Annotated in this window: 19 protein-coding genes; 9 read left to right on the plus strand and 10 right to left on the minus strand. The window is 60.3% G+C overall.

The window, feature by feature from the left end:
- Positions 1-2: 2 nt before the first annotated feature.
- From sufD to HW450_RS00890, 3 genes are read right to left on the minus strand one after another with little or no spacing between them, the layout of a single operon-like run.
- A complete protein-coding gene (gene sufD / locus HW450_RS00880) occupies positions 3-1175 on the minus strand; it encodes a Fe-S cluster assembly protein SufD (RefSeq protein WP_182386173.1) in 1173 nt (390 codons plus the stop codon).
- On the minus strand, positions 1175-2620 hold the full coding sequence (gene sufB, locus HW450_RS00885) for a Fe-S cluster assembly protein SufB (RefSeq protein WP_182386174.1): 1446 nt from the start codon (positions 2618-2620) through the stop codon (positions 1175-1177). The genes sufD and sufB overlap by 1 nt, the downstream gene beginning before the upstream one ends.
- Positions 2601-3317 carry a helix-turn-helix transcriptional regulator gene (locus HW450_RS00890; protein ID WP_182386175.1) on the minus strand — a complete coding sequence of 239 codons (717 nt, stop codon included), beginning with the start codon at positions 3315-3317 and terminating at the stop codon, positions 2601-2603. The genes sufB and HW450_RS00890 overlap by 20 nt, the downstream gene beginning before the upstream one ends.
- Positions 3318-3475: 158 nt before the next feature.
- On the opposite strand from HW450_RS00890, the gene mptB reads away from it, so the two are divergent.
- From mptB to HW450_RS00910, 4 genes are all read left to right on the plus strand, one after another.
- Entirely contained in the window at positions 3476-5134 is a 1659-nt protein-coding gene (mptB, locus tag HW450_RS00895; protein ID WP_232843285.1) for a polyprenol phosphomannose-dependent alpha 1,6 mannosyltransferase MptB, read from the plus strand.
- A 6-nt stretch (positions 5135-5140) separates the two neighbouring features.
- Entirely contained in the window at positions 5141-6079 is a 939-nt protein-coding gene (locus tag HW450_RS00900; RefSeq protein ID WP_232843286.1) for an ABC transporter ATP-binding protein, read from the plus strand.
- 6 nt (positions 6080-6085) lie between these two features.
- Positions 6086-6856 (plus strand): ABC transporter permease, encoded by a 771-nt coding sequence (locus HW450_RS00905; RefSeq protein ID WP_182386176.1) that lies wholly within the window; start codon positions 6086-6088, stop codon positions 6854-6856.
- 113 nt (positions 6857-6969) lie between these two features.
- Positions 6970-7845 (plus strand): COX15/CtaA family protein, encoded by an 876-nt coding sequence (locus HW450_RS00910; RefSeq protein ID WP_182386177.1) that lies wholly within the window; start codon positions 6970-6972, stop codon positions 7843-7845.
- A gap of 370 nt (positions 7846-8215) precedes the next feature.
- On the opposite strand, the gene HW450_RS00915 is transcribed toward HW450_RS00910, so the two are convergent.
- The 3 genes from HW450_RS00915 to HW450_RS00925 all read right to left on the minus strand — a co-directional run bounded on the left by HW450_RS00915 (position 8216) and on the right by HW450_RS00925 (position 11087).
- Positions 8216-9268: a DDE-type integrase/transposase/recombinase gene (locus tag HW450_RS00915; protein WP_182386178.1), complete on the minus strand. Its 1053-nt coding sequence runs from the start codon at positions 9266-9268 to the stop codon at positions 8216-8218.
- A 158-nt stretch (positions 9269-9426) separates the two neighbouring features.
- A complete protein-coding gene (locus tag HW450_RS00920; protein ID WP_182386179.1) occupies positions 9427-9882 on the minus strand; it encodes a hypothetical protein in 456 nt (151 codons plus the stop codon).
- Positions 9883-10175: 293 nt separating this feature from the next.
- The gene (locus HW450_RS00925) at positions 10176-11087 is read right to left on the minus strand and encodes a heme o synthase (RefSeq protein WP_182386180.1); all 912 of its coding nucleotides are present in this window, start codon (positions 11085-11087) and stop codon (positions 10176-10178) included.
- Positions 11088-11367: 280 nt separating this feature from the next.
- Between HW450_RS00925 and tkt the strand changes: the two genes are divergently transcribed.
- From tkt to pgl, 5 genes are read left to right on the plus strand one after another with little or no spacing between them, the layout of a single operon-like run.
- On the plus strand, positions 11368-13458 hold the full coding sequence (tkt, locus tag HW450_RS00930) for a transketolase (protein WP_182386181.1): 2091 nt from the start codon (positions 11368-11370) through the stop codon (positions 13456-13458).
- Positions 13459-13461: 3 nt separating this feature from the next.
- Positions 13462-14544 carry a transaldolase gene (gene tal / locus HW450_RS00935; RefSeq protein ID WP_182386182.1) on the plus strand — a complete coding sequence of 361 codons (1083 nt, stop codon included), beginning with the start codon at positions 13462-13464 and terminating at the stop codon, positions 14542-14544.
- 52 nt (positions 14545-14596) lie between these two features.
- Entirely contained in the window at positions 14597-16126 is a 1530-nt protein-coding gene (gene zwf / locus HW450_RS00940) for a glucose-6-phosphate dehydrogenase (protein WP_182386183.1), read from the plus strand.
- Positions 16127-16144: 18 nt separating this feature from the next.
- A complete protein-coding gene (locus tag HW450_RS00945) occupies positions 16145-17095 on the plus strand; it encodes a glucose-6-phosphate dehydrogenase assembly protein OpcA (protein ID WP_182386184.1) in 951 nt (316 codons plus the stop codon).
- Positions 17092-17832 carry a 6-phosphogluconolactonase gene (pgl, locus tag HW450_RS00950; RefSeq protein WP_182386185.1) on the plus strand — a complete coding sequence of 247 codons (741 nt, stop codon included), beginning with the start codon at positions 17092-17094 and terminating at the stop codon, positions 17830-17832. The genes HW450_RS00945 and pgl overlap by 4 nt, the downstream gene beginning before the upstream one ends.
- A gap of 119 nt (positions 17833-17951) precedes the next feature.
- Here the strand turns inward: pgl and secG are convergent, their stop codons facing one another.
- From secG to gap, 4 genes are all read right to left on the minus strand, one after another.
- Positions 17952-18185, minus strand: a complete 234-nt coding sequence (gene secG, locus HW450_RS00955; protein WP_182386186.1) for a preprotein translocase subunit SecG — start codon at positions 18183-18185, stop codon at positions 17952-17954.
- A gap of 88 nt (positions 18186-18273) precedes the next feature.
- Positions 18274-19047: a triose-phosphate isomerase gene (gene tpiA, locus HW450_RS00960; protein WP_182386187.1), complete on the minus strand. Its 774-nt coding sequence runs from the start codon at positions 19045-19047 to the stop codon at positions 18274-18276.
- A 15-nt stretch (positions 19048-19062) separates the two neighbouring features.
- On the minus strand, positions 19063-20268 hold the full coding sequence (locus HW450_RS00965; RefSeq protein WP_182386188.1) for a phosphoglycerate kinase: 1206 nt from the start codon (positions 20266-20268) through the stop codon (positions 19063-19065).
- Between the two features lie 91 nt (positions 20269-20359).
- The gene (gene gap, locus HW450_RS00970) at positions 20360-21364 is read right to left on the minus strand and encodes a type I glyceraldehyde-3-phosphate dehydrogenase (protein ID WP_182386189.1); all 1005 of its coding nucleotides are present in this window, start codon (positions 21362-21364) and stop codon (positions 20360-20362) included.
- Between the last annotated feature and the right edge of the window lie 286 nt (positions 21365-21650).

The following is a 21650-nucleotide window of genomic DNA, read 5'->3' on the forward strand; positions in this document are numbered from 1 at the left end:
ATTTAAAGTTCGGTGCCGTCAAGTTCTTCGGTGATCTTGGACTCAAGGAGTTCGCGGGTGGTAGCCCCCGGAATACGGTTGATTACTTCCGAGAAAAAGCCCCGCACAATGAGGCGGCGGGCATCTTCGGCGTTGATGCCGCGAGAGAGCAGGTAGAACAGCTGCTCGTCGTCGAAGCGTCCGACGGTGGCTGCATGGCCAGCGCCGGCAATCTCGCCGGTTTCGATTTCCAGGTTCGGAACAGCGTCCGCACGAGCACCCTCAGTGAGAACCAGGTTGCGGTTTGCCTCGTAGGTTTCCGTGCCTTGTGCATTTGCACGGATGAGCACGTCGCCCACCCAGGCGGTGCGGGCCTCGGTGCGTTCGGAGCTTGCGTCGCCCTGAAGCGCGCCCTTGTAGAGCACGTTTGACCGGCAGTTTGGCTGTGCATGGTCTACGAGGAGGCGCTGTTCGAAGAACTGGCCGTCATCGGCGAAGTACACGCCGAGCATTTCTGCGTCACCACCCGGAGCGGTGAACTTCACCTGTGGCACCAGGCGGACCAAGGATCCACCGAACACGGCTGCGGCGTGGCGGAAGGTGGCATCGCGCCCGAGAGCTGCGCGTTCGTGCGCCAGGTGGACGGCGTCATCGTTCCAGTCCTCGTGAACAACCACAGACAGGCGAGCGTTGTCGCCAACGATGAACTCGTGGTTGTCGCTGTGGGTTCCGGAACCAACGAAGTGCAGGTTCACCAGCGCTTCCGCGCCACTTTCGGCGATGATGGTGATCGCGCCAAATGAGGTGACATCGTCGCCCCGGCCGGTGACGGTGATCTCCACCGCGTCGGAGTTCACGCTGTCCTGGGCAAAGGTGACGATGGTGGCTTCAGCCATTGCGGACCATGCTTGAGCCGAGGTGCGGTCTACCGGTGCGCCAGCTTGGCCGAGCCGCGGATCATCCTTGGAAACAGTCTCGACGGTGACCCCAGTGGCGGTGTCCGGTACGGTCACCTGGATGTCTGGGGTGGTGGCCGTCGTAAAGCTGCCGTCGTGCAGACCCCGAAGGCGACGCAGTGGTACGAAGCGCCACACTTCGTCACGGCCGTGGGGAACCTCGAAATCCTCAACGTTGAAGGAGGTAAACAGGTCGCCCTTGTTGTTGTGGTAAGTAGCGTTCTTCACAGGGGCGGTCATTAACCCACAGATCCTTCCATTTGCAGTTCAATCAGGCGGTTGAGCTCCAGCGCGTACTCCATTGGGAGCTCCTTGGCGATCGGCTCCACGAAGCCACGGACGATCATCGCCATCGCCTCGTCCTCGCCAATACCACGGGACATCAGGTAGAACAGCTGGTCCTCAGACACCTGTGACACCTTCGCCTCATGTCCGAGAGAGACGTGGTCATTGCGGATGTCGTTGTAAGGATAGGTGTCCGAACGAGAGATATTGTCCACCAGCAACGCATCACATTCGACGTTCGACGTGGAGTGGTGGGCGTCCTTGTTGACCTGCACCAGGCCACGGTAAGCGGCGCGGCCACCGCCGCGGGCGACAGACTTGGACACGATGTTGGAGGACGTGTACGGCGCCATGTGCACCATCTTTGCGCCGGTGTCCTGGAACTGGCCTTCGCCCGCCATAGCGACGGAGAGCACCTCACCCTTAGCGTATGGTCCGGTCATCCACACTGCCGGGTACTTCATGGTTACCTTGGAACCGATGTTGCCATCGACCCACTCCATAGTGGCGCCCTCTTCACACTTGGTGCGCTTGGTCACCAGGTTGTAGACGTTGTTGGACCAGTTCTGGATGGTGGTGTAGCGGCAGCGGCCACCCTTCTTCACGATGATCTCCACCACCGCGGAGTGCAGGGAATCGGACTTGTAAATCGGCGCGGTACAGCCCTCCACGTAGTGGACGTAAGCATCCTCGTCCACGATGATCAGGGTGCGCTCGAACTGGCCCATGTTTTCCGTGTTGATACGGAAGTAAGCCTGCAACGGGATGTCCACGTGGACGCCCTTCGGCACGTAGATGAAGGAACCACCAGACCACACGGCGGTGTTGAGTGCGGAGAACTTGTTGTCACCGGCAGGGATGACGGTGCCGAAGTACTCCTTGAACAGCTCCTCGTGCTCGCGCAGTGCGGTGTCGGTGTCGACGAAGATGACACCCTTTTCTTCCAGGTCCTGACGGATCTGGTGGTAGACCACCTCGGACTCGTACTGCGCAGCCACACCGGCGACCAGGCGCTGCTTCTCGGCCTCTGGAATACCCAGCTTGTCGTAGGTGTTCTTGATGTCTTCCGGCAGGTCGTCCCAGGTGGTGGCCTGCTGTTCGGTGGAGCGGACGAAGTATTTGATGTTGTCGAAGTCGATGCCGGAAAGGTCGGCACCCCAGGTTGGCATGGGCTTCTTTTCGAAGATGTCCAGGGACTTCAGTCGGCGTTCGAGCATCCATTCGGGTTCGCTCTTCATGCGGGAAATGTCTGCCACGACCTCGCGGGACAGACCGCGCTTGGCGGAAGCGCCGGCTACGTCTGGGTCATGCCAGCCGAATTGGTATGCACCGATGGAATCGATGATCTCTTCGTCAGTGAGCTGGGGTTTGACGTCGCGGTCATGAGTTGCCTGCGTCATTAGCCGCTCCTTCCTTTGTTACACGTGGTGCCTTAGGTGAGTTGTTAATAGGTGTCAGTGGAATGTTAGTAGTACAGATGCCGTGGCCATCCACAATGGTCGCCAATGGCTGCACGTGCTGCCCGAGCAGTTCCGCGATCGCGCGGTGTTCGGCCTCGCATAGTTCAGGAAATTCCGAGGCCACGTGCGATATTGGGCAGTGGTGCTGGCACAGTTGCACTCCGCCACCGGCCTCGCTGGTCGACGCGGCGTAGCCACTTTTGGCGAACGCAGCGACGATCTGCTCGGTGGTTTGTTTGACGGAATCCTCCGATGCGTCCGCGGGGGTGATGCCGGCGACGATCTTTTCGATGCGTTTGCGGGCAAAGGCCCGGACGGCTTCTTCCCCACCGGTCTCCCGGAGTGCTTCGAGCGCCGAGGCTGCGAGAGTGTCGTAGTCGTGACCGAACTGGCTTCGTCCCCGATCTGTGAGAACGAAGGACTTTGCCGGACGGCCTCGGCCCCGCTGTGCACTGCTGCGAGCGGGAGCGACTTCCGCGAGGCCCTCGGCTTCCAGAATGTCCAGGTGCCGGCGGACTCCGGCGGCTGAAATTCCGAGGTGCTGGCCGAGGAACGAGGCGCTGCACGGGCCGCTGCGCAGCAGCGTGACCATGATTTCGCTCCTGGTGCGCCCATCGGCGTTATCTGAATGCGTCATCGTAGGTTGTCACCTCCGCTCGTGTACTGTACTGGCGCTAACGTCCAACATTGCTATTAGACAACATAAGTGTTCCGTAATTCGTGCGCTTTGTCCAGCTCTACACCAGCGACACGCCGAACCCGTGCTTAGCAAGCCCTCTAGTAGGATGTGGGAACGTGACCGTATCCAGCAACACCCGCCCTCTGACCTGGCTAAAGGATGCCCTGCCACGGCTTGGGGCACCCGGTTCGCGCTCTGCTGAGCTTCACGACGACCACAGCCTGGAAGCCCGGGACCTCAACTATTTCGAGCTGCGCCGCTTCGTCGCGCTGCGCTGGATTGGCACTCTCGGCGCCTTCATGATGGGAATTGGCGCGCTCGGGGCTGGGGCATTTCCGGTGGTGGGCAACCCATATCCACAGTTCCCGGCTGGCGCTGTCATGGCCAGGATGCTCACGACCTCGTCGATCGTCACGTTGCTGGGCGTCGGGTGCTTGGTGCTCGCGTGGGTGCTCATGGCTCCCTTCGTCAGTACTACCTTGGCGAATCCGTTTTCCTTGCGGCCAGGAAACGCCGCTCGCGTGTCCCTGCCGATGTTGCGCCGCACTTTTATTGCTTGGGTTTTCCCGATCGCGCTCACCGCTCCGCTATTTACCCAGGACATTTACTCCTACCTCGCCCAAGGCGCCATAGTGGCCAGCGGGATGGATCCGTATTCCGGCGGGCCCGTTGATCTGTTGGGGCCGGATCACGTGCTTGCGCGGAGCGTGCCATTCATTTGGGCGCACTCCCCGTCCCCGTATGGCCCGGTGGCTCTTGCGATAGCCTCCGCAATTAGCACTGTCACGAACAACAGCATCTTATTCGGGGTGCTCGGGCACCGACTCGTGTCCGTAATCGGTCTGGTGTGCGCAGCGTGGGCCTTGGTCAAGCTCGCACAGCGCTGCCAGGTGTCCAAACAAACCGCGCTCTGGTTGGGCGCGCTCAACCCGCTTTCCTTGTTGCACCTGATCGGTGGCATCCATAACGAGGCTATTTTGCTCGGGTTCTTGCTGGCGGGCCTTGAGTTCGGGCTGCGGGGCGTCGATAAGCGTGGCGTACCCGGCTGGGCCCTGTTCGCCTTCGGTAGCGCTCTCATTACCTGCGCGGGTCTGGTGAAAGTCACTGGGTTTATCGCGTTGGGTTTCCTGGGGATGGCGTTGGCGCGCGCTCTGCAGCAGCGGGGCAGTCGGCCGTTCGTTGCTTTGGGCGTTGCTGTCGTGGCGCCAGCTACCGTCCTGGTGGCGGTCACCGCGCTTGTCACCGCCATTTCCGGGATCGGCCTGGGGTGGATCACCGGGCAAGGCGGTGCGGCCACGATCCGCAGCTGGATGTCGGTGACCACCGACGTCGGCATTATCGCTGGGGTGATCGGCAACTGGCTCCAGATCGGTGACCACACGGAACGGATGCTCTCCGTGACCCGCGCGGTAGGGCTCGCGGTGGCCGGCGCGTTTATGCTTCGTATGCTGCTCGCCACCTGGTGGGGGCGCATCCACCCTGTCGGCGGTCTGGGGGTGTCCTTGTTCGTGATGGTGGTGCTCTTCCCCGTCGTGCACCCCTGGTACCTGCTGTGGGCGATCCTGCCTCTCGCCGCGTGGGCGAACCGCCCGCTGTTTCGTGTGCTGGCGGCCGGATATTCTGCGATCATGAGCTTTTTCGTCCTTCCTCGTGGACTGAGGCTCCCAGCTGATACCGTGCTCAGCATCTACGTGGGAGCTGCGCTGCTGTTCATCGTGTTGCTCCTCGCTTTTGGGTGGCTTTTCCAAAAACGCGGAATCATTGGCCTAAACTGAGTGCTTGTGACTGCCCAAGAATCTGCGCTTTCGCTGCGCAACGTGACCAAAAAGTTCGGCACGCACACCGCCGTCAATGATCTTTCCTTCGAGGTTCCCGCGGCCTCCGTCGTTGCCCTCCTCGGTCCCAATGGTGCGGGCAAAACCACGACGATTGAAATGTGCGAGGGTTTCCAACGTCCGGACAGCGGGACTATTTCGGTGCTGGGCCTAAACCCGGTGACGCAGGCCGGCCAGGTCCGCCGCCGAATCGGGATCATGCTGCAAGGTGGGGGCGCGTATCCAGGAATCCGGGTGGGCGAAATGATGCGGCTGGTGGCGTCGTATAGCGCGCGCCCCCTCGACTCCGATTGGCTGCTGGACCTTGTTGGGCTGGCCGAGCACCGTCGCACCGCCTATCGACGTCTCTCCGGCGGGCAGCAGCAGCGACTCTCGCTGGCGCTTGCCCTGGTCGGCCGTCCGGAGCTGGTGTTCTTGGACGAACCGACCGCCGGGATGGACGCCCAATCGCGACTACTGGTGTGGGATCTGATCAACCAGCTGCGGGCCGACGGCGTGACCACCGTCCTCACTACTCACCTGATGGACGAGGCGGAGGCACTAGCCGACAACGTGGTCATCATTGACCAAGGCAGCGTGGTTGCCAGTGGCACTCCCGCGCAGCTGATGAAGGCGCGCGACGCGGAGATTATGCGGATCCACGTGGATACCGTGGACGCGCTGGACGTCGATGTACTGCAGCGAGAGCTCGTTTCCTTCGGCGCGCAGGTAGAGGCCGTGAAACCGCACTCTTATCGTCTCCTCGGCGAGGTAACCCCTGCGCTGCTCGCTGCGCTGACCGCCGAGGCCGCGCGGCAGGGCGTGCTGATTCGATCAATCGGGGTCGATGCCGGATCCCTAGAAGAAGTCTTTTTGGACCTCACCGGACGGGACATGCGGAGGTAAATTGACATGACCAAGAACCACACCTTTAGCGATGGCACCTTCACCCCGGACCCGCGCCACGCCAGCGTGCCGGTGATGATCGCGGCGCAGGCTCGCATCGAGGCCACACTATTCCTTCGCCACGGCGAGCAGCAGCTGCTGTCTCTGATCATCCCCGCTGCCTTGCTCATTGGGCTGTCGCTTACCGACGTCCTGGGCCTGGACTCCCCCGTCCACACCGTGTTCCCGTTCACGCTCGCCATTGCGGGCATGAGCGTCGGATTCACTGGCCAAGCCATCGCGGTAGCTTTCGACCGGCGCTACGGTGCCCTAAAACGGATCGGGGCCTCAGGGGTGCCTTCGTGGACTATCATCCTCGGAAAAGTGGTGGCCGTGGTGGGCGTATCGATCGTCCAAACACTTATTCTGGGTGCCATTGCGCTGGCTATCGGCTGGACGATGCCCCTGAGCGGGATCCTTCCGGCCGCGGTTGTGATGTTGTTCGGTGTGGGCACGTTCACCGCTGTCGGCCTGCTGCTCGGTGGTACCTGCAGCTCTGAGGTGGTTCTCGCTGTGGCCAACACCCTGTGGTTCCTGCTGCTCGGTTCAGCCGCCTACTTCGTGTTGCGGGCCAGCGGGCCGATTCCGACCGCCGCGCTTATCATCCCTTCAGTGTCCTTCGCCGATGCGCTGCAGCAGGCGCTAACCGGCAGCATCGCGTGGCTGAATCTGCTGTTGTTAAGTTTCTGGGCGATCGCGGGTATGGCGGCTGCCACCAAGCTGTTCCGATTCAGCTAACCCAAATGTGGTGAGAGTTACGCGGTGGCTCCCTGATCCGATGGGCGGTTTTCCAGCCACACCAGATAAGATAAGCAAGCGTGTATACTCCCTTGCCAAAAGATAACAAGCCGATGAAAACCCAGCTCGCACTGGCACTTGCGGTTCTCATCGGACAGATCTCTATCACCGTCACTGGCGCAATTGTCCGCGTGACCGGTTCCGGCCTCGGCTGCGATACCTGGCCGAACTGCCACCCCGGCTCACTGGTTCCAGTGCAAGGTGCAGCTCCAGCGCTCCACCAGGCTATCGAATTTGGTAACCGTGGCTTGGCCATCATCCTGGGCCTCATCACCGTCGCCCTCCTGGTCGCTGTCTACGCCGGCAAACGCCACTCACTGATCAAACTTCACGCCTGGTACCAGGTAATCGGTGTGGTCATCCAGGGCGTGATCGGGGGTATTTCTGTGCACCTCGACCTGAAGTGGTGGGCAGTTGCCCTGCACTTCCTGCCATCGATGATCCTCATCTGGCTGGCCGTGCTCCTGTACGAGCACGTTAAGGCACCAGACGAGGGGGTGGACGAGTGGCACTACCCACGCCCACTGCGCCTCCTCGCCGTCGGCTCCGCCGTCGCTCTAGCTGGCGTTCTCACCACTGGAACCATGGTCACCGGCGCTGGCGTCCACTCCGGTGATGCCGGGGACGGCATGGAAGGTCGCCTCGAAGTGGACATCGCTGAAATGGCGCACATTCACGCCCACTTCATGTACCTCTACCTCGGTCTCACTATCGGCCTGGTGGTCGCTCTTCTCACTGTGAAGGCTTCCCAGAAGGCTATGAAGTTCGGCTACCTCCTCATCGCGTTTATCGTGGTGCAAGCAGCCGTGGGAATCATCCAGTACTGGTTCGGTATCCCGCGGTGGACCGTTCCACTCCACGTCGGTCTTTCTGGTGTTGTGACCGCGTACACTGCCCTGCTCTACGCAGCGGGACGCGTTCGTTCCTAAGCGAGGGGGAAATCGAGCGTACCGATGGGATTTTTCGGCCGTGAAACGTCCCATCCGTACGCTCGATTTGTTACTTAACCTGTTTTCAGAGTCAAGTGTGTCTCTGATTCGTGTTTTCCAGAGCGTAGGAGCCCTAAAACCTGTGTTTATTCCAGTCGGTGTCCTTCGATACCGCTTTTTGCGCTTGTGGTGGGGTGTGGCGGTGAACAAAACCGACCCTCCTGCCCAGAGGGTGCTGGGCCAGAACCAGGATTCAACGCTGCACCGTCCATGCCCAGTGGCGGGTTAGAGAGCTGATGTTGGCATGGCTGGAAGCAATCGAGAATAAAGCAAGCTGGGAAACAGGCCGACCAGTCCTGTTGTGACAACGCTAGCCCAGCCGAGTGCCAACACAGCATCGGATTCGATCGTTGTCAACTAGTTGTGAATCATTGAGGGTAAATGGGGGGTAGGTAGTAGTGGCTGTTAGGTCATCACTGTGTCGAATATTGTTTGGGTTGTGTGACTTTCGGGGGTATTGGTGATGTTGAACCTCACTTCTGTTGGTGGGGTGGGTGTGATCGGTGGCTTGTGCCTGTAGCGGGCGGGGTTGTTGTTGAAAAGTTTTTCTTTGGTGGCTTTCCGGTTTCTGCCAGACTGGTGCCCATGTACCGGTCAACACGTCATGCGGGGTGAAATACGCCAACCCGGAATGGACACGGGCAGTGTTATAGAACTTCACCCAGTCAGTCACCCATGCGGCTGCTTGGTCGATATCGTCGAAGACGTCTGGGTAGGTCAGATCGTTTTTCATCGTGGAAAACGATGATTCCATGTGAGCATTGTCATCGCTGACCCGTGGACGGGTAAAGGATTGAGTAATCCCGTGGGAGGCAAACAACTCTTTCAACACGTGTGATTTCATGGTCCGCCCGTTATCAGAATGGACGGATTCTACTGTGTGCCCGTGCTCATGGGCGAGGGTGATCACATCGTTAAACAGTGCTTTGGCTGTGGTAGCGCACGGGGATTCAGCCAGGATAAACCCAACAATGGCTCTGGAGTACAAATCCAGTGCCATATGCAACGCCACTGACTGCCCACGGTAAAGCAACGGCAGAATCGTAATATCCCACACGATGACTTGGAAGGGGCGGGTAGCATGCAGCTGCGGTGGGCGGGATGTGCTCTGGCCACGACGGACACGTCGTGACGGTTGTTGCGGTGCCCCTGCCAGACGGCCAGGACAAGCAAACGGGTCTCTAGCGATCCGGTAATACGATGACAACGATGCCACCACCTGACCTGTATCTAACGCTTCGTGATACGCCTGGAGTACTGTTTTACTGCAACCATCAGACAGTTGGGTGACAATCGTCGCTTTTTCTTCAGGTATCAAGGCCACGTCACCACGGCGTTGATCATAAGGGGTGGGGTTATCCACCGTTCGGTATCCAGGGTGAAGGCGTTGATACCGACTCGAAGACGCCAACCCCGTCAACCGGGAGACCTCCCGGTGACTAAAACCAGCATCTACTAGTTCCTGATACAGGCGTAGCTCATTGTCAACGAAAGAATCGAACTCTTCCTGCTGGTCGTCGGTTAGTTGTTTCCCGCCTCGCCGCGTGCCCCGCCAAGGTCGTGCAAGACGGTGATAGCTTTTCCCAACGCATCAGCCGCCTTGTCCAATTTGATGATCTCTGCGTCTTTATCAGCTAATTTCGCCTCGTATGCTGCGACAAGTTCTGCGTGTTTCTGCTCCTGTTGAGCTAACGCTTCAGCGTGTTGGGCATGTTGGTCATCTAGAAGCTTTTTCAGCCGTGTGATCTCAGCGACATCATCAGTAGTCATCTTTCCAGTCTTGCGTGGAATCAACCCGTTGTCGAGATCACCATCAGCACACGCAGCTACCCACGACCGGAGCGTATCTCCTGAAATACCGAGACGCTGAGCAAACGGGCCTTTCTGACCCCACGGCAAACCGGCATACTTCAACGCAATCTCACGCCGCTGCTCGGGGGTAAACCGGCTAGCCGAGTAATGAACTTTCGTACTCATGAATCCTCCTTAAAAGGCGTTTCACAAGTAGTCTGACAATTAACGTAGCCACAAAACCCGGGAAGCGTTCCCCGGGTTTCGGTGATTTTTTAGGCTGCACATCTGCTATCTCACTATTCTGGGGCCGAGATCCGGGGAATGCTTCCCGGGTTTTAGTAAGAAACTTCAGGGGCCGTGGCCGAAGCCCCAGCGGGTGAAGTAGCAACGCAAAATGCTGACCAGACACGCTTTTGTCCCCTAACCCCAAAAGCCGGACCTGGTTCAACGCCAGGCCCGGCTTTTTATTTGTTGAGCTAGAACAAGCTGCCGATCGTCTGCAGGCCCAGGAGGGCGTCGACGGACAGCGCCACGAACAGTGCGGCCAGGTAGTTGTTGGAGAGGATGAACAGTGCTAGCGGCTTGGTCTCCTCACCTCGGGATACCTTGCCGTGCAGGCGGGTAGCCATGACGATGAACCACAGGCCAGCAAGCAGCGCGGCAGCGGCGTAGAGCCAGCCGGCTGCGGGAACCAGCAGCAACGATACGATCACAGTGCCCCAGGTGTACCAGAGGATTTGGCGGGTTACCTCATGGGCAGGCTTGACGACGGGCAACATCGGGACCCCGGCGGCCTTGTAGTCTTCTCGGTACTTCATCGCCAGCGCCCAGGTGTGCGGTGGCGTCCAGAAGAAGATGACGAGGAAGAGCACGAGTGGTTGCCACCACTCATAGGCGGTGCCAGCAGGGAGATTGTCCTTGATCACTGCCCAGCCGACCATCACGGGCATACAGCCGGCGGCGCCACCCCAGACGATGTTCATCGGAGTGGAGCGCTTGAGCCACTTGGTATAGACGAAGATGTAGAAAGCGATGGTGGCCATCACAAAGACCGCGGCCAGCAGTGAATGGCAAAGCAGCCACAGCCACAGGAAGCTCACGACGGTGAGCGTCCACGCAAAGATGGTGGCGGCGCGGTTGGAAACCGTCGCCTTCGCGAGTGGTCGTTTCCGGGTGCGGCCCATCAGCTTGTCAATGTCCGAGTCCGCAACCATGTTGAAGGTGTTGGCTGCCGCGGCACCCATCCAGCCACCGACGACCGTCAGCAGGATGAGCAGGGCGTGGTTTTCACCTCGGTCAGCCTGCAGCATTGCAGGAATAGTGGCAACCAAAAGGAGTTCAATCACTTTGGGCTTTGTCAGAGCGATATAAGCCTTGATTGTCTCCAAGGGACTTCCTCCAGCAGTGTATTTGTTTAAGTATGTGTAGTCGCATGTCGACGCTACGCCAGTTGTGGACATGAACGCCACTAGAATTAGTCGTGTCGCAACTATAAAAAGTTCCCGGGGGTAGAAATGTCAACTGGAACATGGTAGCCCCATCCCACCAGTTCTGACGAATCGTCTTACCCCTCCGGCACTTTTCACTAAACTAGTCCTCGTTATCTGTACGCGACACGTAACAGTCGTCGTGCACCCTTGTCACCGACCCGAAAGTCGAGGAAAAACCGTGGCACTGTCGCCTGAACTCCAAGCTCTCACCGCGCGAAACTACCCATCTGACTGGACTGATCTGGATACCAAGGCGATTGATACCACCCGCATCCTCGCTGCCGACGCCGTGCAGAAGGTGGGCTCCGGTCACCCAGGTACCGCCATGAGTCTGGCCCCACTGGCGTACACCCTCTACCAGCGTGTGCTCAACCACAACCCTAATGACGCCGAGTGGGTGGGCCGAGACCGCTTCGTGCTTTCCTGCGGTCACACCTCACTCACCCAATACATCCAGCTGTACCTGGCAGGGTTCGGCCTGGAAATGGATGACTTAAAGGCCCTGCGCACTTGGGACGCCCTTACCCCAGGCCACCCGGAGTACGGCCACACCAAGGGCGTGGAGATCACCACCGGTCCACTCGGACAGGGCCTGGCCTCCGCCGTCGGCATGGCGATGGCAGCCCGCCGCGAACGTGGCCTGCTCGAACCTGAGGCTGCCCCTGGTGAGTCCATCTGGGATCACTTCATTTACGTCATCGCCTCCGACGGCGATGTTCAGGAAGGCGTCACCTCGGAAGCCTGCTCCCTCGCCGGCACCCAGCAGCTGGGTAACCTGATCGTGTTCTGGGATGACAATCGCATCTCCATCGAGGACGACACCAACATCGCGTTCACCGAAGATGTGTGCGCCCGCTACCGCGCCTACGGCTGGCAGGTGCTGGAGATCGAGGGTGGCGAAGACGTTTCGGCGATCCTCGATGCCGTCGAGAAGGCTAAGGCAGAGACGCAGCGCCCGACCTTCATCCGGGTGCGCACCATCATCGGCTACCCTGCCCCCACCATGATGAATACCGGTGCGGTCCACGGCGCAGCTCTCGGTGCGGAGGAGGTCGCCGCGACCAAGCGCGAACTGGGCTTTAACCCGGAGCAGGACTTCTTCATCGAAGACGAGGTCCTCGCCCACACCCGCAAGGCCGCCGACCACGGTGCCAAGCTGCAGGCCGAGTGGCAAGAGCGTTTCGACGCCTGGGCTGCCCAGTACCCGGAGCGCAAGGCTTACTTCGACCGTACCCAGGATCGCGAACTGCCCGCAGGCTGGGCCGATGAGCTCCCCACCTGGGACGCTGATGCCAAGGGCCTTGCAACGCGTAAGGCATCCGAGGCCACCCTCCAGGCACTTGGCGCTACCCTGCCGGAGCTGTGGGGCGGTTCCGCCGATCTGGCTGGTTCCAACAACACCGTGATCAAGGGAGAGAAGTCCTTCGGTCCGGGAGAAATTTCCACCGATATGTGGTCCACTTCCCCGTATGGCCGTAACCTGCACTTCGGCATCCGTGAGCACGCTATGGGAGCGATCCTGAACGGCATGACGCTGCATGGCCGTAATCTGCCATACGGGGGCACGTTCCTGATTTTCTCTGAGTACATGCGTCCAGCCGTGCGCCAAGCCGCCCTCATGGGCATCGACACCTATTATGTGTGGACCCACGACTCCATCGGCCTTGGTGAGGACGGTCCTACCCACCAGCCTGTCGAACAGCTCGCTGCGCTGCGTGCCATCCCACAGATGACCGTGTTGCGCCCAGCCGACGCCAATGAGACCGCAGCGGCATGGAAGTGCGCGATCGAAGCGCCAGCAGGACCTAAGGGACTGGCGCTCACCCGCCAGAATGTTCCCGTTCTTGAGGGGACCAAGGAGAAGGCGCTGGAGGGCGTCGCTAAGGGCGCTTATGTGCTCGTCGACACCGACGGCACTCCTGACGTCATCATCATCGCCACCGGCTCCGAAGTGCAGCTCGCCGTCGCCGCTGCGGCCGAGCTCGCCGCCGAGGGCACCAAGGCGCGCGTCGTGTCCATGCCGTGTATGGAGTGGTTCCTGGCGCAAGACGCGGATTACCGCGAGCAGGTGCTGCCTGCTGCGGTCACCGCTCGGGTATCTGTCGAAGCTGGCATCGCTATGCCATGGCACCGCTTCCTCGGTTCTCAAGGCAAGGCCGTCTCCCTGGAGCACTTCGGTGCCTCTGCGGACTTTGCCACCCTGTACCGCGAATTCGGTATCACCACCGAGGCCGTCGTCGCCGCTGCCCGCGAAACCTTGAAGGGATAACCCATGACTCAAGTAGATAAGCTCGCTCAGATTGGTACCTCCGTGTGGCTGGACGATCTGTCCCGCGACCGACTCACCTCCGGCAACCTGCGCGACATGATCGCCACCACCGGGATCGTGGGAGTGACCACCAACCCGGCAATTTTCGCCTCCGCCATGACTGCCGGCACTGCCTACGACGCCCAGATCGCCGAGCTGAAAAGCAACGGTGCCACGGTGGATACCGCGGTGTACGACATGGCTATCGACGACGTCCGCGCAGCCTGCGACGAGTTCGCCGAAATCTACGAGCGCACTGGCGGTGTAGACGGCCGGGTCTCCATCGAAGTAGACCCGCGCCTGCACGCGGACCGCGACGCCACCCTCGCCCAAGCCCGCGAACTCTATGAGCGGGTCGGTCGCGAAAACGTCATGATCAAGATTCCGGCCACCCCGGAATCCCTGCCAGCAATCTCCGACGCGCTGGCCGAAGGGATCAGCGTCAACGTCACGCTGATTTTCTCGGTCGCGCGCTACCGAGAGGTCATCGCCGCGTTTATCGACGGCATTACCCGCGCACACGAAGCAGGCCACGATGTGTCCCGCATCCACTCGGTGGCTAGCTTCTTTGTCTCCCGCGTGGATTCCGAGATCGATGCGCGCCTGGATGCGATTGGCACGGAGGAAGCACTCGCGCTGAAGGGCAAGGCCGGCATTGCGAATGCCCACCTGGCTTACGCGGCATTCGAGGAGTTGTTTGCGGATGCCGAATTGCCGGCAGGGGCACATGTGCAACGGCCACTGTGGGCGTCGACAAGCGTGAAAAACCCCGATTACCCCGCCACGATGTACGTCACGCAGCTCGCCGGACCGAACACGGTGAACACCATGCCGGAGCCGACGCTACGCGCTGTGCTCGACGGCACCGACGTCACCTCCGACACCCTGACCGGTCAGGGTGAGGCCGCATCTGAGCTGTTCACCCAGCTGCTGGCGGTGGGCATCGACACCGAAGACGTGTTTACGGTGCTGGAACGCGAGGGCGTGGAGAAATTTATTAGCAGCTGGAATGACCTGCTAACTTCGATGGAAGGTCAACTAGCCTAAGATAGCTGGTTGGCATTGTCACCACCACCGGAAAGGCTAAGGCGTACCCTACATGAGCAAGCACTGGGTGAATCCCCTCAAGGATCCACAAGATAAACGTTTGCCAAGAATCGCTGGGCCTTCCGGCATGGTGATCTTCGGAGTGACGGGCGACTTAGCCCGCAGAAAATTGCTCCCCGCTATCTACGACCTCGCCAATCGCGGACTGCTGCCTGCCGGTTTCGCTCTCGTCGGCTTCGGACGGCGCGACTGGTCCAAAGCAGACTTCGAAGACTACGTCCACGAGGCCGTCCGCGCCGGTGCGCGCACCGAATACCGCGCCAACGTGTGGGAACGCCTAGCCGAGGGCATGCATTTTGTCTCCGGAAACTTTGACGACGACGCAGCCTTCGACGCCCTAGCCCAACAACTCGCAGACCTGGATGCCTCACGCGGCACCGCAGGTAACTGGGCGTTCTACCTGTCCGTGCCCCCTAACTTCTTCGACGACGTCGTTCACCAACTGGACCGCTCCGAAATGGCACGAGGCAGCGACGGGTCCTGGCGCCGCGTCATCATTGAAAAGCCCTTCGGCCACGATCAAGCCACGGCCCGTGACCTCAACCGGGTGGTCAACTCCGTGTTCCCGGAGGACTCGGTGTTCCGCATCGACCACTACCTGGGCAAAGAAACGGTGCAGAACATCATGGCGCTGCGCTTTGCCAACCAGCTTTTTGATCCGCTGTGGAACGCGAACTTTGTGGACCACGTGCAGATCACCATGGCTGAAGACATTGGCCTTGGCGGGCGCGCTGGCTACTACGACGGCATCGGCGCCGCCCGGGACGTCATCCAGAATCACCTGCTGCAGCTCCTCGCCCTCGTGGCGATGGAAGAGCCGATTATCTACAACCCGCGGGAGCTGCGCGCCGAAAAAATCAAGGTGCTGCGCGCCACCGCCCCGGTGTACCCACTGTCCAAGTCCACGGCCCGAGGCCAGTACACTGCGGGCTGGCAAGGCTCGGAGCGCGTGGTGGGCTTGCGCGACGAGGATGGCTTTGATCCGGAATCGAACACCGAGACGTTTGCCGCCTGCACGCTCCAGATCAATTCTCGTCGCTGGGCCGGCGTGCCCTTCTACCTGCGCACCGGCAAGCGCCTCGGCCGTCGCGTCACGGAGATCGCAGTGGTGTTCAAACAAGCGCCACACTTGACTTTCGATGAGCAGATGACCTCCGCGCAGGGACCAAACGCGCTGGTGATCCGGGTGCAGCCTGATGAAGGCGTGCTCATGCGCTTCGGTTCGAAGGTTCCAGGCTCCACCATGGAGGTTCGTGATGTGAACATGGACTTCGCCTACTCCGAGGCGTTTACCGAGGAATCCCCGGAGGCCTACGAACGCCTCATCCTGGACGCACTGCTGGATGAAAACTCCCTCTTTCCCACCAACGAGGAAGTCGAGCTCAGCTGGGCGATCCTCGATCCGATCCTGGAGTATTGGGAGAACCGTGGCAAGCCCGAAGATTACCCGGCAGGTACGTGGGGGCCGGAAAGCGCTGACCGCATGATGGCCCGCGACGGTCGCACCTGGCGTCGTCCCTAGCAGGCCCAAGGAGCAACGATGATTTTTGAACTGCAAAACACCAGCACCCGGGACATCGCCAAGCAACTAGTGGCGATCCGTGAGATGGGCAACCAGGTCACCACCGGTCGTGTCCTGACGTTGATTGTGGTCACCGACGGTGCCACCGATTTGGAGGACATCCTCCATTCGATCAACGACTCTTCCGGGGAACACCCAGCCCGTGTGCTGGTGTTGGTCACCGGCGACGCTACGGCCCCAACCCAGCTTGACGCTCAGATTCGGATCGGTGGCGACGCCGGTGCGTCCGAAGTGATCATCATGCAGGTTACCGGCGAGATCGTGGAACACCTCGCTTCCGTGGTCACTCCCCTGTTGCTGCCGGACACCCCGATCGTCGCGTGGTGGCCGACGAGCGCGCCGAAGCAGCTGGCCCATGATCCAATCGGTCAGATCGCGCAGCGCCGCATCACCGATGTCGCGCACGATCCGAGCCCCACGGCAGCTTTGGCCCGCCGTAACCACTACGCTCCCGGTGATTCGGACTTGAGCTGGTCCCGCCTGACCCCATGGCGTGGGGTGCTTGCTTCCGCTCTGGATCAACCGCCACACGAGCAGGTGACCTCCGTGGACATCTATGGGCCGAAAGACCCGGCGGTTAACATCGCAGCTGGCTGGTTGGCGGACCGGCTGGCATGCCCAATCAGGCTGCACCGCACCTCTGACGCCTGCGAAAGCGTGGATTCCAACGGCGAGCTGTGCCACCCGATTTCCAAGATCGAGCTGCACCGGGAGTCGGGGCCGGTCGTCGTCGAGGTGGCGGACGCGCACACTATGTCGGTACAGTTGCCGCACTGTCCGCCGTCGCTCGTGGCTATCGGGCGGCGTGCGCTTTCTGACAGCCTCGCTGAAGAGCTGCGCCACCTCGACCCCGACAATGCCTATGCCAAGGCCCTGCGTGGCCTCTACCGTGTACAGGAGATGTCATGAGCGTGAACGTTGTCCCCGTCTCCGATCTGGACGCTCTCGTCGCCCGCGCAGCGTCCGACGTCATCGACGTTGTCACTCGGGCGCAGGCCGGTGCAGGACTTTACGACGACGGTGTGGCCCGAATCGTCCTCACCGGCGGTGGCGCCGGTATTGGGCTGCTCAGCCGCCTGCGGGAACTTGACTGGGCTGCCCAGCAGCAACCCGACTTCCCAGCGCTGCGGATCGACTGGTCCCGCGTCCACATCTTTTTTGGCGATGAGCGCGCAGTCCCAGTCGACCACCCTGACTCCAACGAAGGCCAGGCCCGGGCAGCGCTGCTGGACCACGTTGCTGTCACCGACGACTTCGTGCACTCCTACCAGCTTGGTGAACTGTCCCTAGCCGAATCCGCAAAGTGGTACAGCCAAGAGATCGAAACCTGGGCACCGCAAGGATTTGACCTGCACTTACTTGGCATGGGCGGAGAAGGCCATATCAATTCCCTCTTCCCCCACACCTCCGCCGTGAATGAGAACGAGGCGTTGGTCGTGCCAGTCACTGACTCCCCGAAGCCACCCGCCGAGCGCGTGTCCTTGACGATGCCAGCAATCCGGCAGGCAGACGCCGTGTGGCTGCTTGTTGCCGGTGCGGAAAAAGCCGAGGCAGCCCGCCACGTGATCGAAGGGGCGGACTACCGCGAGTGGCCGGCCGCTGGCGCTATCGGTCGCCGTGATACGCGCCTGTATTTGGCGAAATAGCGGTAGCACCCCGGATTTAGCGTGCGGTTGGGACGATTTCAGCATCAGAAATCCCATCGGTACGCTAGATTCCGATGGAAAAGCCCCTCGGTATCCGAGGGGCTCGATGTCTTTTTAGGCTAGCTGTACGCCTGCAGCAAGTTCAGGCCTACGATGCAGACAATCCAGATCATCGCGGTAATGATGGTGAAACGATCCAAGTTCTTTTCCACCACGGTGGAACCAGCGAGGTTGGATTGCATACCGCCACCGAACAGGCTGGACAAGCCGCCACCCTTGCCTTTATGCAGCAGGACCAAGATAGTCATGATGATGCTGGCTGCAACAAGAATGATCTGAAGTGCGAGGGCCATGAACGGTTCCTTCTAAATGTAAAAAGCAATTAACTTCAGCCATTGTACACGAGGCACTTTGGCTGAAGTTAACTAACGCGCGGAGAGTTTAGACAGCTGCTGCCGCTGCGGCACACAGTTCACCGAACTGCTCGCCGTCCAGCGAAGCGCCACCAACCAGACCACCGTCAACGTCCGGCTGGGAAACCAGCTCACCGACGGAATCAGTCTTGACGGAGCCACCGTAGAGGATACGGATTCCTTCCGCGACCTCAGCGCCAGCGAGCTCTTCGATGGCACCTCGGATGGCGGCGCATACTTCCTGAGCGTCCGCTGCCGAGGCGACCTTGCCGGTGCCGATCGCCCACACAGGCTCGTAGGCAATAACGACCTTGGACAGGTCTGCAATGCCAGCCAGGGATGCCTTGGTTTGCTCCACCACGAAGGAGACGTGGTTGCCCGCTTCACGGACATCCAGCTTCTCACCCACGCACACGATTGGGGTTATCTCGTGCTTGATGGCGATCGCGGCCTTGGCTGCGACGAGTTCGTCGGACTCGCCGTGGTACTCACGGCGCTCGGAGTGGCCGACGACCACCCAGGTGCAGCCCAGGGCCTTGAGCATCTCGGCAGAGACCTCGCCGGTGTAGGCGCCGGACTCGTGCACGGAGACGTCCTGAGCACCGTAGGTGAACTCCAGTTTGTCGCCGTCGACGAGGGTCTGGATGCTGCGAATGTCGGTGAACGGAACCATAAGGGCAACGTCAACCTTTTCGTAGCGGTCTTTAGGCAGTTTGAAGGCGAGTTTCTGCGCGCTTCCTACTGCCTGCAGGTGGGTCAGATTCATCTTCCAGTTGCCAGCGATCAGTGGCTTACGGGACATGTGTTTCTTACCTTTCTATGCCAGCGCCGCGACGCCTGGCAGTTCCTTGCCCTCAAGGTATTCGAGGGAAGCGCCACCGCCGGTGGAAATGTGGGAGAAGCCGTCCTCGTCGAGGCCGAGAACGCGGACAGATGCAGCAGAATCGCCACCGCCGACAACGGAGAACGCGCCGTTAGCGGTGGCATCGATGATTGCCTGTGCGACGCCACGGGTGCCGTCAGAGAATGCTTCGAACTCGAACACGCCCATTGGGCCGTTCCAGAAAATGGTCTTAGCAGAACCCAGAACAGCTGCGAACTTCTCCACGGACTTTGGTCCGATGTCCAGAGACAGCTGACCCTCAGGGGTGTCTTCCAGACCGGTGATGGTCTTAGGAGCGTCAGCGGAGAACTCAGGAGCCCAGGCAAGGTCGATTGGCAGGTTGATCTTGTCGCCGTAGCGTGCCAGCAGATCCTTACAGGTCTCGAGCATTTCTTCCTGCAGCATCGACTTTTGGACGTTGTAGCCCTGAGCTGCGAGGAAGGTGTAGCACATCCCGCCACCGATGATCAGGGCGTCAGTCTTTGGTGCGAGTGCTTCGATTACGCCGAGCTTGTCGGAGACCTTAGAACCGCCCAGCACCACCACGTATGGCGCCTGTGGCTCGTCGGCGATCTTCTTCAGCACGTCGATCTCGGTTTCCACGAGGCCACCGGCGTAGTGCGGCAGGCGCTTGGCTACGTCGAAGACGGATGCCTGAGCGCGGTGGACCACGCCGAAGCCGTCGGACACGAATGCGCCGTTATCACCGGTCAGGGCAACCAGTTGGTCTGCGAACTCACCACGCTCTGCCTCATCCTTGGAGGTTTCCCGGGCATCGAAGCGGACGTTCTCCAGGAGGAGCACGTCGCCGTCGTTAAGGCCGTTCGCACGCTCATGAGCGTCCTCGCCCACCACATCGCCAGCCAGGGCCACGTACTGGCCGAGAGCCTCGGACAGTGCCTCGGCACAAGGAGCCAGGGAGAACTTAGGGTTCACCTCGCCCTTTGGGCGACCCAGGTGAGCCATGACGATGACGCGGGCGCCCGCCTCTGCGAGAGCCTTGATGGTGGGCAATGAGGCGTTGATACGGCCTGGGTCGGTAATCTCGCCGGCGTCGTTGAGAGGAACGTTGAGGTCGGAGCGGACGAGGACGTTGCGGCCTTCAACGCCTTCGGCAAGCAGGTCTTTGAGGTTCTTCATGTGTTAAATTCTCCTGAAATTGGGCTAAACAGGCAGCTGGCCCGCAGCCTGTCGAAGGCGCGGGCCACTACTGATCAAGTCTAGCGAAAGATTAGAGGCGTTCGCCGACGTATTCGGTCATCTTGATGAGCTGGTTGGTGTAACCCCACTCGTTGTCGTACCAGGACACAACCTTCACCTGGTTGCCCATGACCTTGGTCAGGCCAGAGTCGAAGATGGAAGCGTGTGGATCGGTGACGATGTCAGAGGACACCAGTGGATCCTCGGAGTACAGCAGGACGCCCTTGAGCTCGCCCTCAGCAGCTTCCTTCATAGCTGCGTTAACCTCCTCGACGGTGACGTCACGGGAAGCCTCGAAGGTGAGGTCCGTTGCAGAACCGGTGATCACTGGGACACGCATTGCGAAGCCATCCAGCTTGCCCTCGAGCTCTGGGAGAACCAGGGAAACTGCCTTAGCAGCACCAGTGGAGGTTGGGACGATGTTGACAGCGGCGGCGCGGGCACGACGCAGGTCGCGGTGCGGAGCGTCGTGGAGGCGCTGGTCACCGGTGTAGGCGTGGATGGTGGTCATCAGGCCCTTGACGATGCCGAACTTATCGTTCAGGACCTTCGCCATTGGTGCCAGGCAGTTGGTGGTGCAGGATGCGTTGGAGATGATGGTCATGGACTCTGGGTCGTAGTCGGTGTGGTTCACACCAACAACGAAGGTGCCGTCCACGCCCTTACCCGGGGCGGAGATGATGACCTTCTTAGCACCAGCGTCGATGTGTGCCTGAGCGTCTTCCTTCTTGGTGAAGAAGCCGGTGGACTCGATTACGATGTCCACACCGAGCTCGCCCCACTTGAGGTTCTTTGGCTCGCGCTCTGCGGAGACGGTGATCTTCTTGCCGTCGACGGTGATGGACTCGTCGTCGAACTCAACGGACTTGCCCAGGCGACCCAGGATCGAGTCGTACTTGAGCAGCTGTGCCAGAGTGCCATTGTCCGTCAGGTCGTTGATGGCGACGATGTCAATGTCAGATCCGTTTTCCAGAACAGCACGGAAGAAGTTACGTCCGATGCGGCCAAAGCCATTGATTCCCACACGAATGGTCACGAGTTTTCTCCTCAAAGTAGACGTTATATGCACCGAGGATGCTGCAAGCTCTCTAGTCCAGTCATTGAGCTGGCGTTGATGCATCCGCGTATGCCTCTTAGCGTACCTACGGTTTGTGGACTGTGCAGGAGGAGATGTTGCGCTACCGCTACCCCTACCCTCAAAAAGCAACATAATCAGACATTAAACAACATGTGGATGTGGTGTGTTTTTGGTTTTCGGCATGCGTCGTCGCAAAGAGCTGCATACGCGCTAACACCTGGGTGAACAGCACCCCCACATGGCA

It is taken from the genome of Corynebacterium hindlerae, from assembly GCF_014117265.1.
Classification (GTDB): domain Bacteria; phylum Actinomycetota; class Actinomycetes; order Mycobacteriales; family Mycobacteriaceae; genus Corynebacterium; species Corynebacterium hindlerae.

Coding starts and splice junctions, on each gene's coding strand:
- secG (WP_182386186.1), bottom strand. CDS start 18,185: ATGGCCCTCGCACTTCAGATCATTCTTGTTGCAGCCAGCATCATCATG.
- HW450_RS00905 (WP_182386176.1), top strand. CDS start 6,086: ATGACCAAGAACCACACCTTTAGCGATGGCACCTTCACCCCGGACCCG.
- sufB (WP_182386174.1), bottom strand. CDS start 2,620: ATGACGCAGGCAACTCATGACCGCGACGTCAAACCCCAGCTCACTGAC.
- tal (WP_182386182.1), top strand. CDS start 13,462: ATGACTCAAGTAGATAAGCTCGCTCAGATTGGTACCTCCGTGTGGCTG.
- HW450_RS00890 (WP_182386175.1), bottom strand. CDS start 3,317: ATGACGCATTCAGATAACGCCGATGGGCGCACCAGGAGCGAAATCATG.
- HW450_RS00965 (WP_182386188.1), bottom strand. CDS start 20,268: ATGAAGAACCTCAAAGACCTGCTTGCCGAAGGCGTTGAAGGCCGCAAC.
- HW450_RS00945 (WP_182386184.1), top strand. CDS start 16,145: ATGATTTTTGAACTGCAAAACACCAGCACCCGGGACATCGCCAAGCAA.
- zwf (WP_182386183.1), top strand. CDS start 14,597: ATGAGCAAGCACTGGGTGAATCCCCTCAAGGATCCACAAGATAAACGT.
- HW450_RS00920 (WP_182386179.1), bottom strand. CDS start 9,882: ATGAGTACGAAAGTTCATTACTCGGCTAGCCGGTTTACCCCCGAGCAG.
- sufD (WP_182386173.1), bottom strand. CDS start 1,175: ATGACCGCCCCTGTGAAGAACGCTACTTACCACAACAACAAGGGCGAC.
- tpiA (WP_182386187.1), bottom strand. CDS start 19,047: ATGTCCCGTAAGCCACTGATCGCTGGCAACTGGAAGATGAATCTGACC.
- pgl (WP_182386185.1), top strand. CDS start 17,092: ATGAGCGTGAACGTTGTCCCCGTCTCCGATCTGGACGCTCTCGTCGCC.
- HW450_RS00910 (WP_182386177.1), top strand. CDS start 6,970: ATGAAAACCCAGCTCGCACTGGCACTTGCGGTTCTCATCGGACAGATC.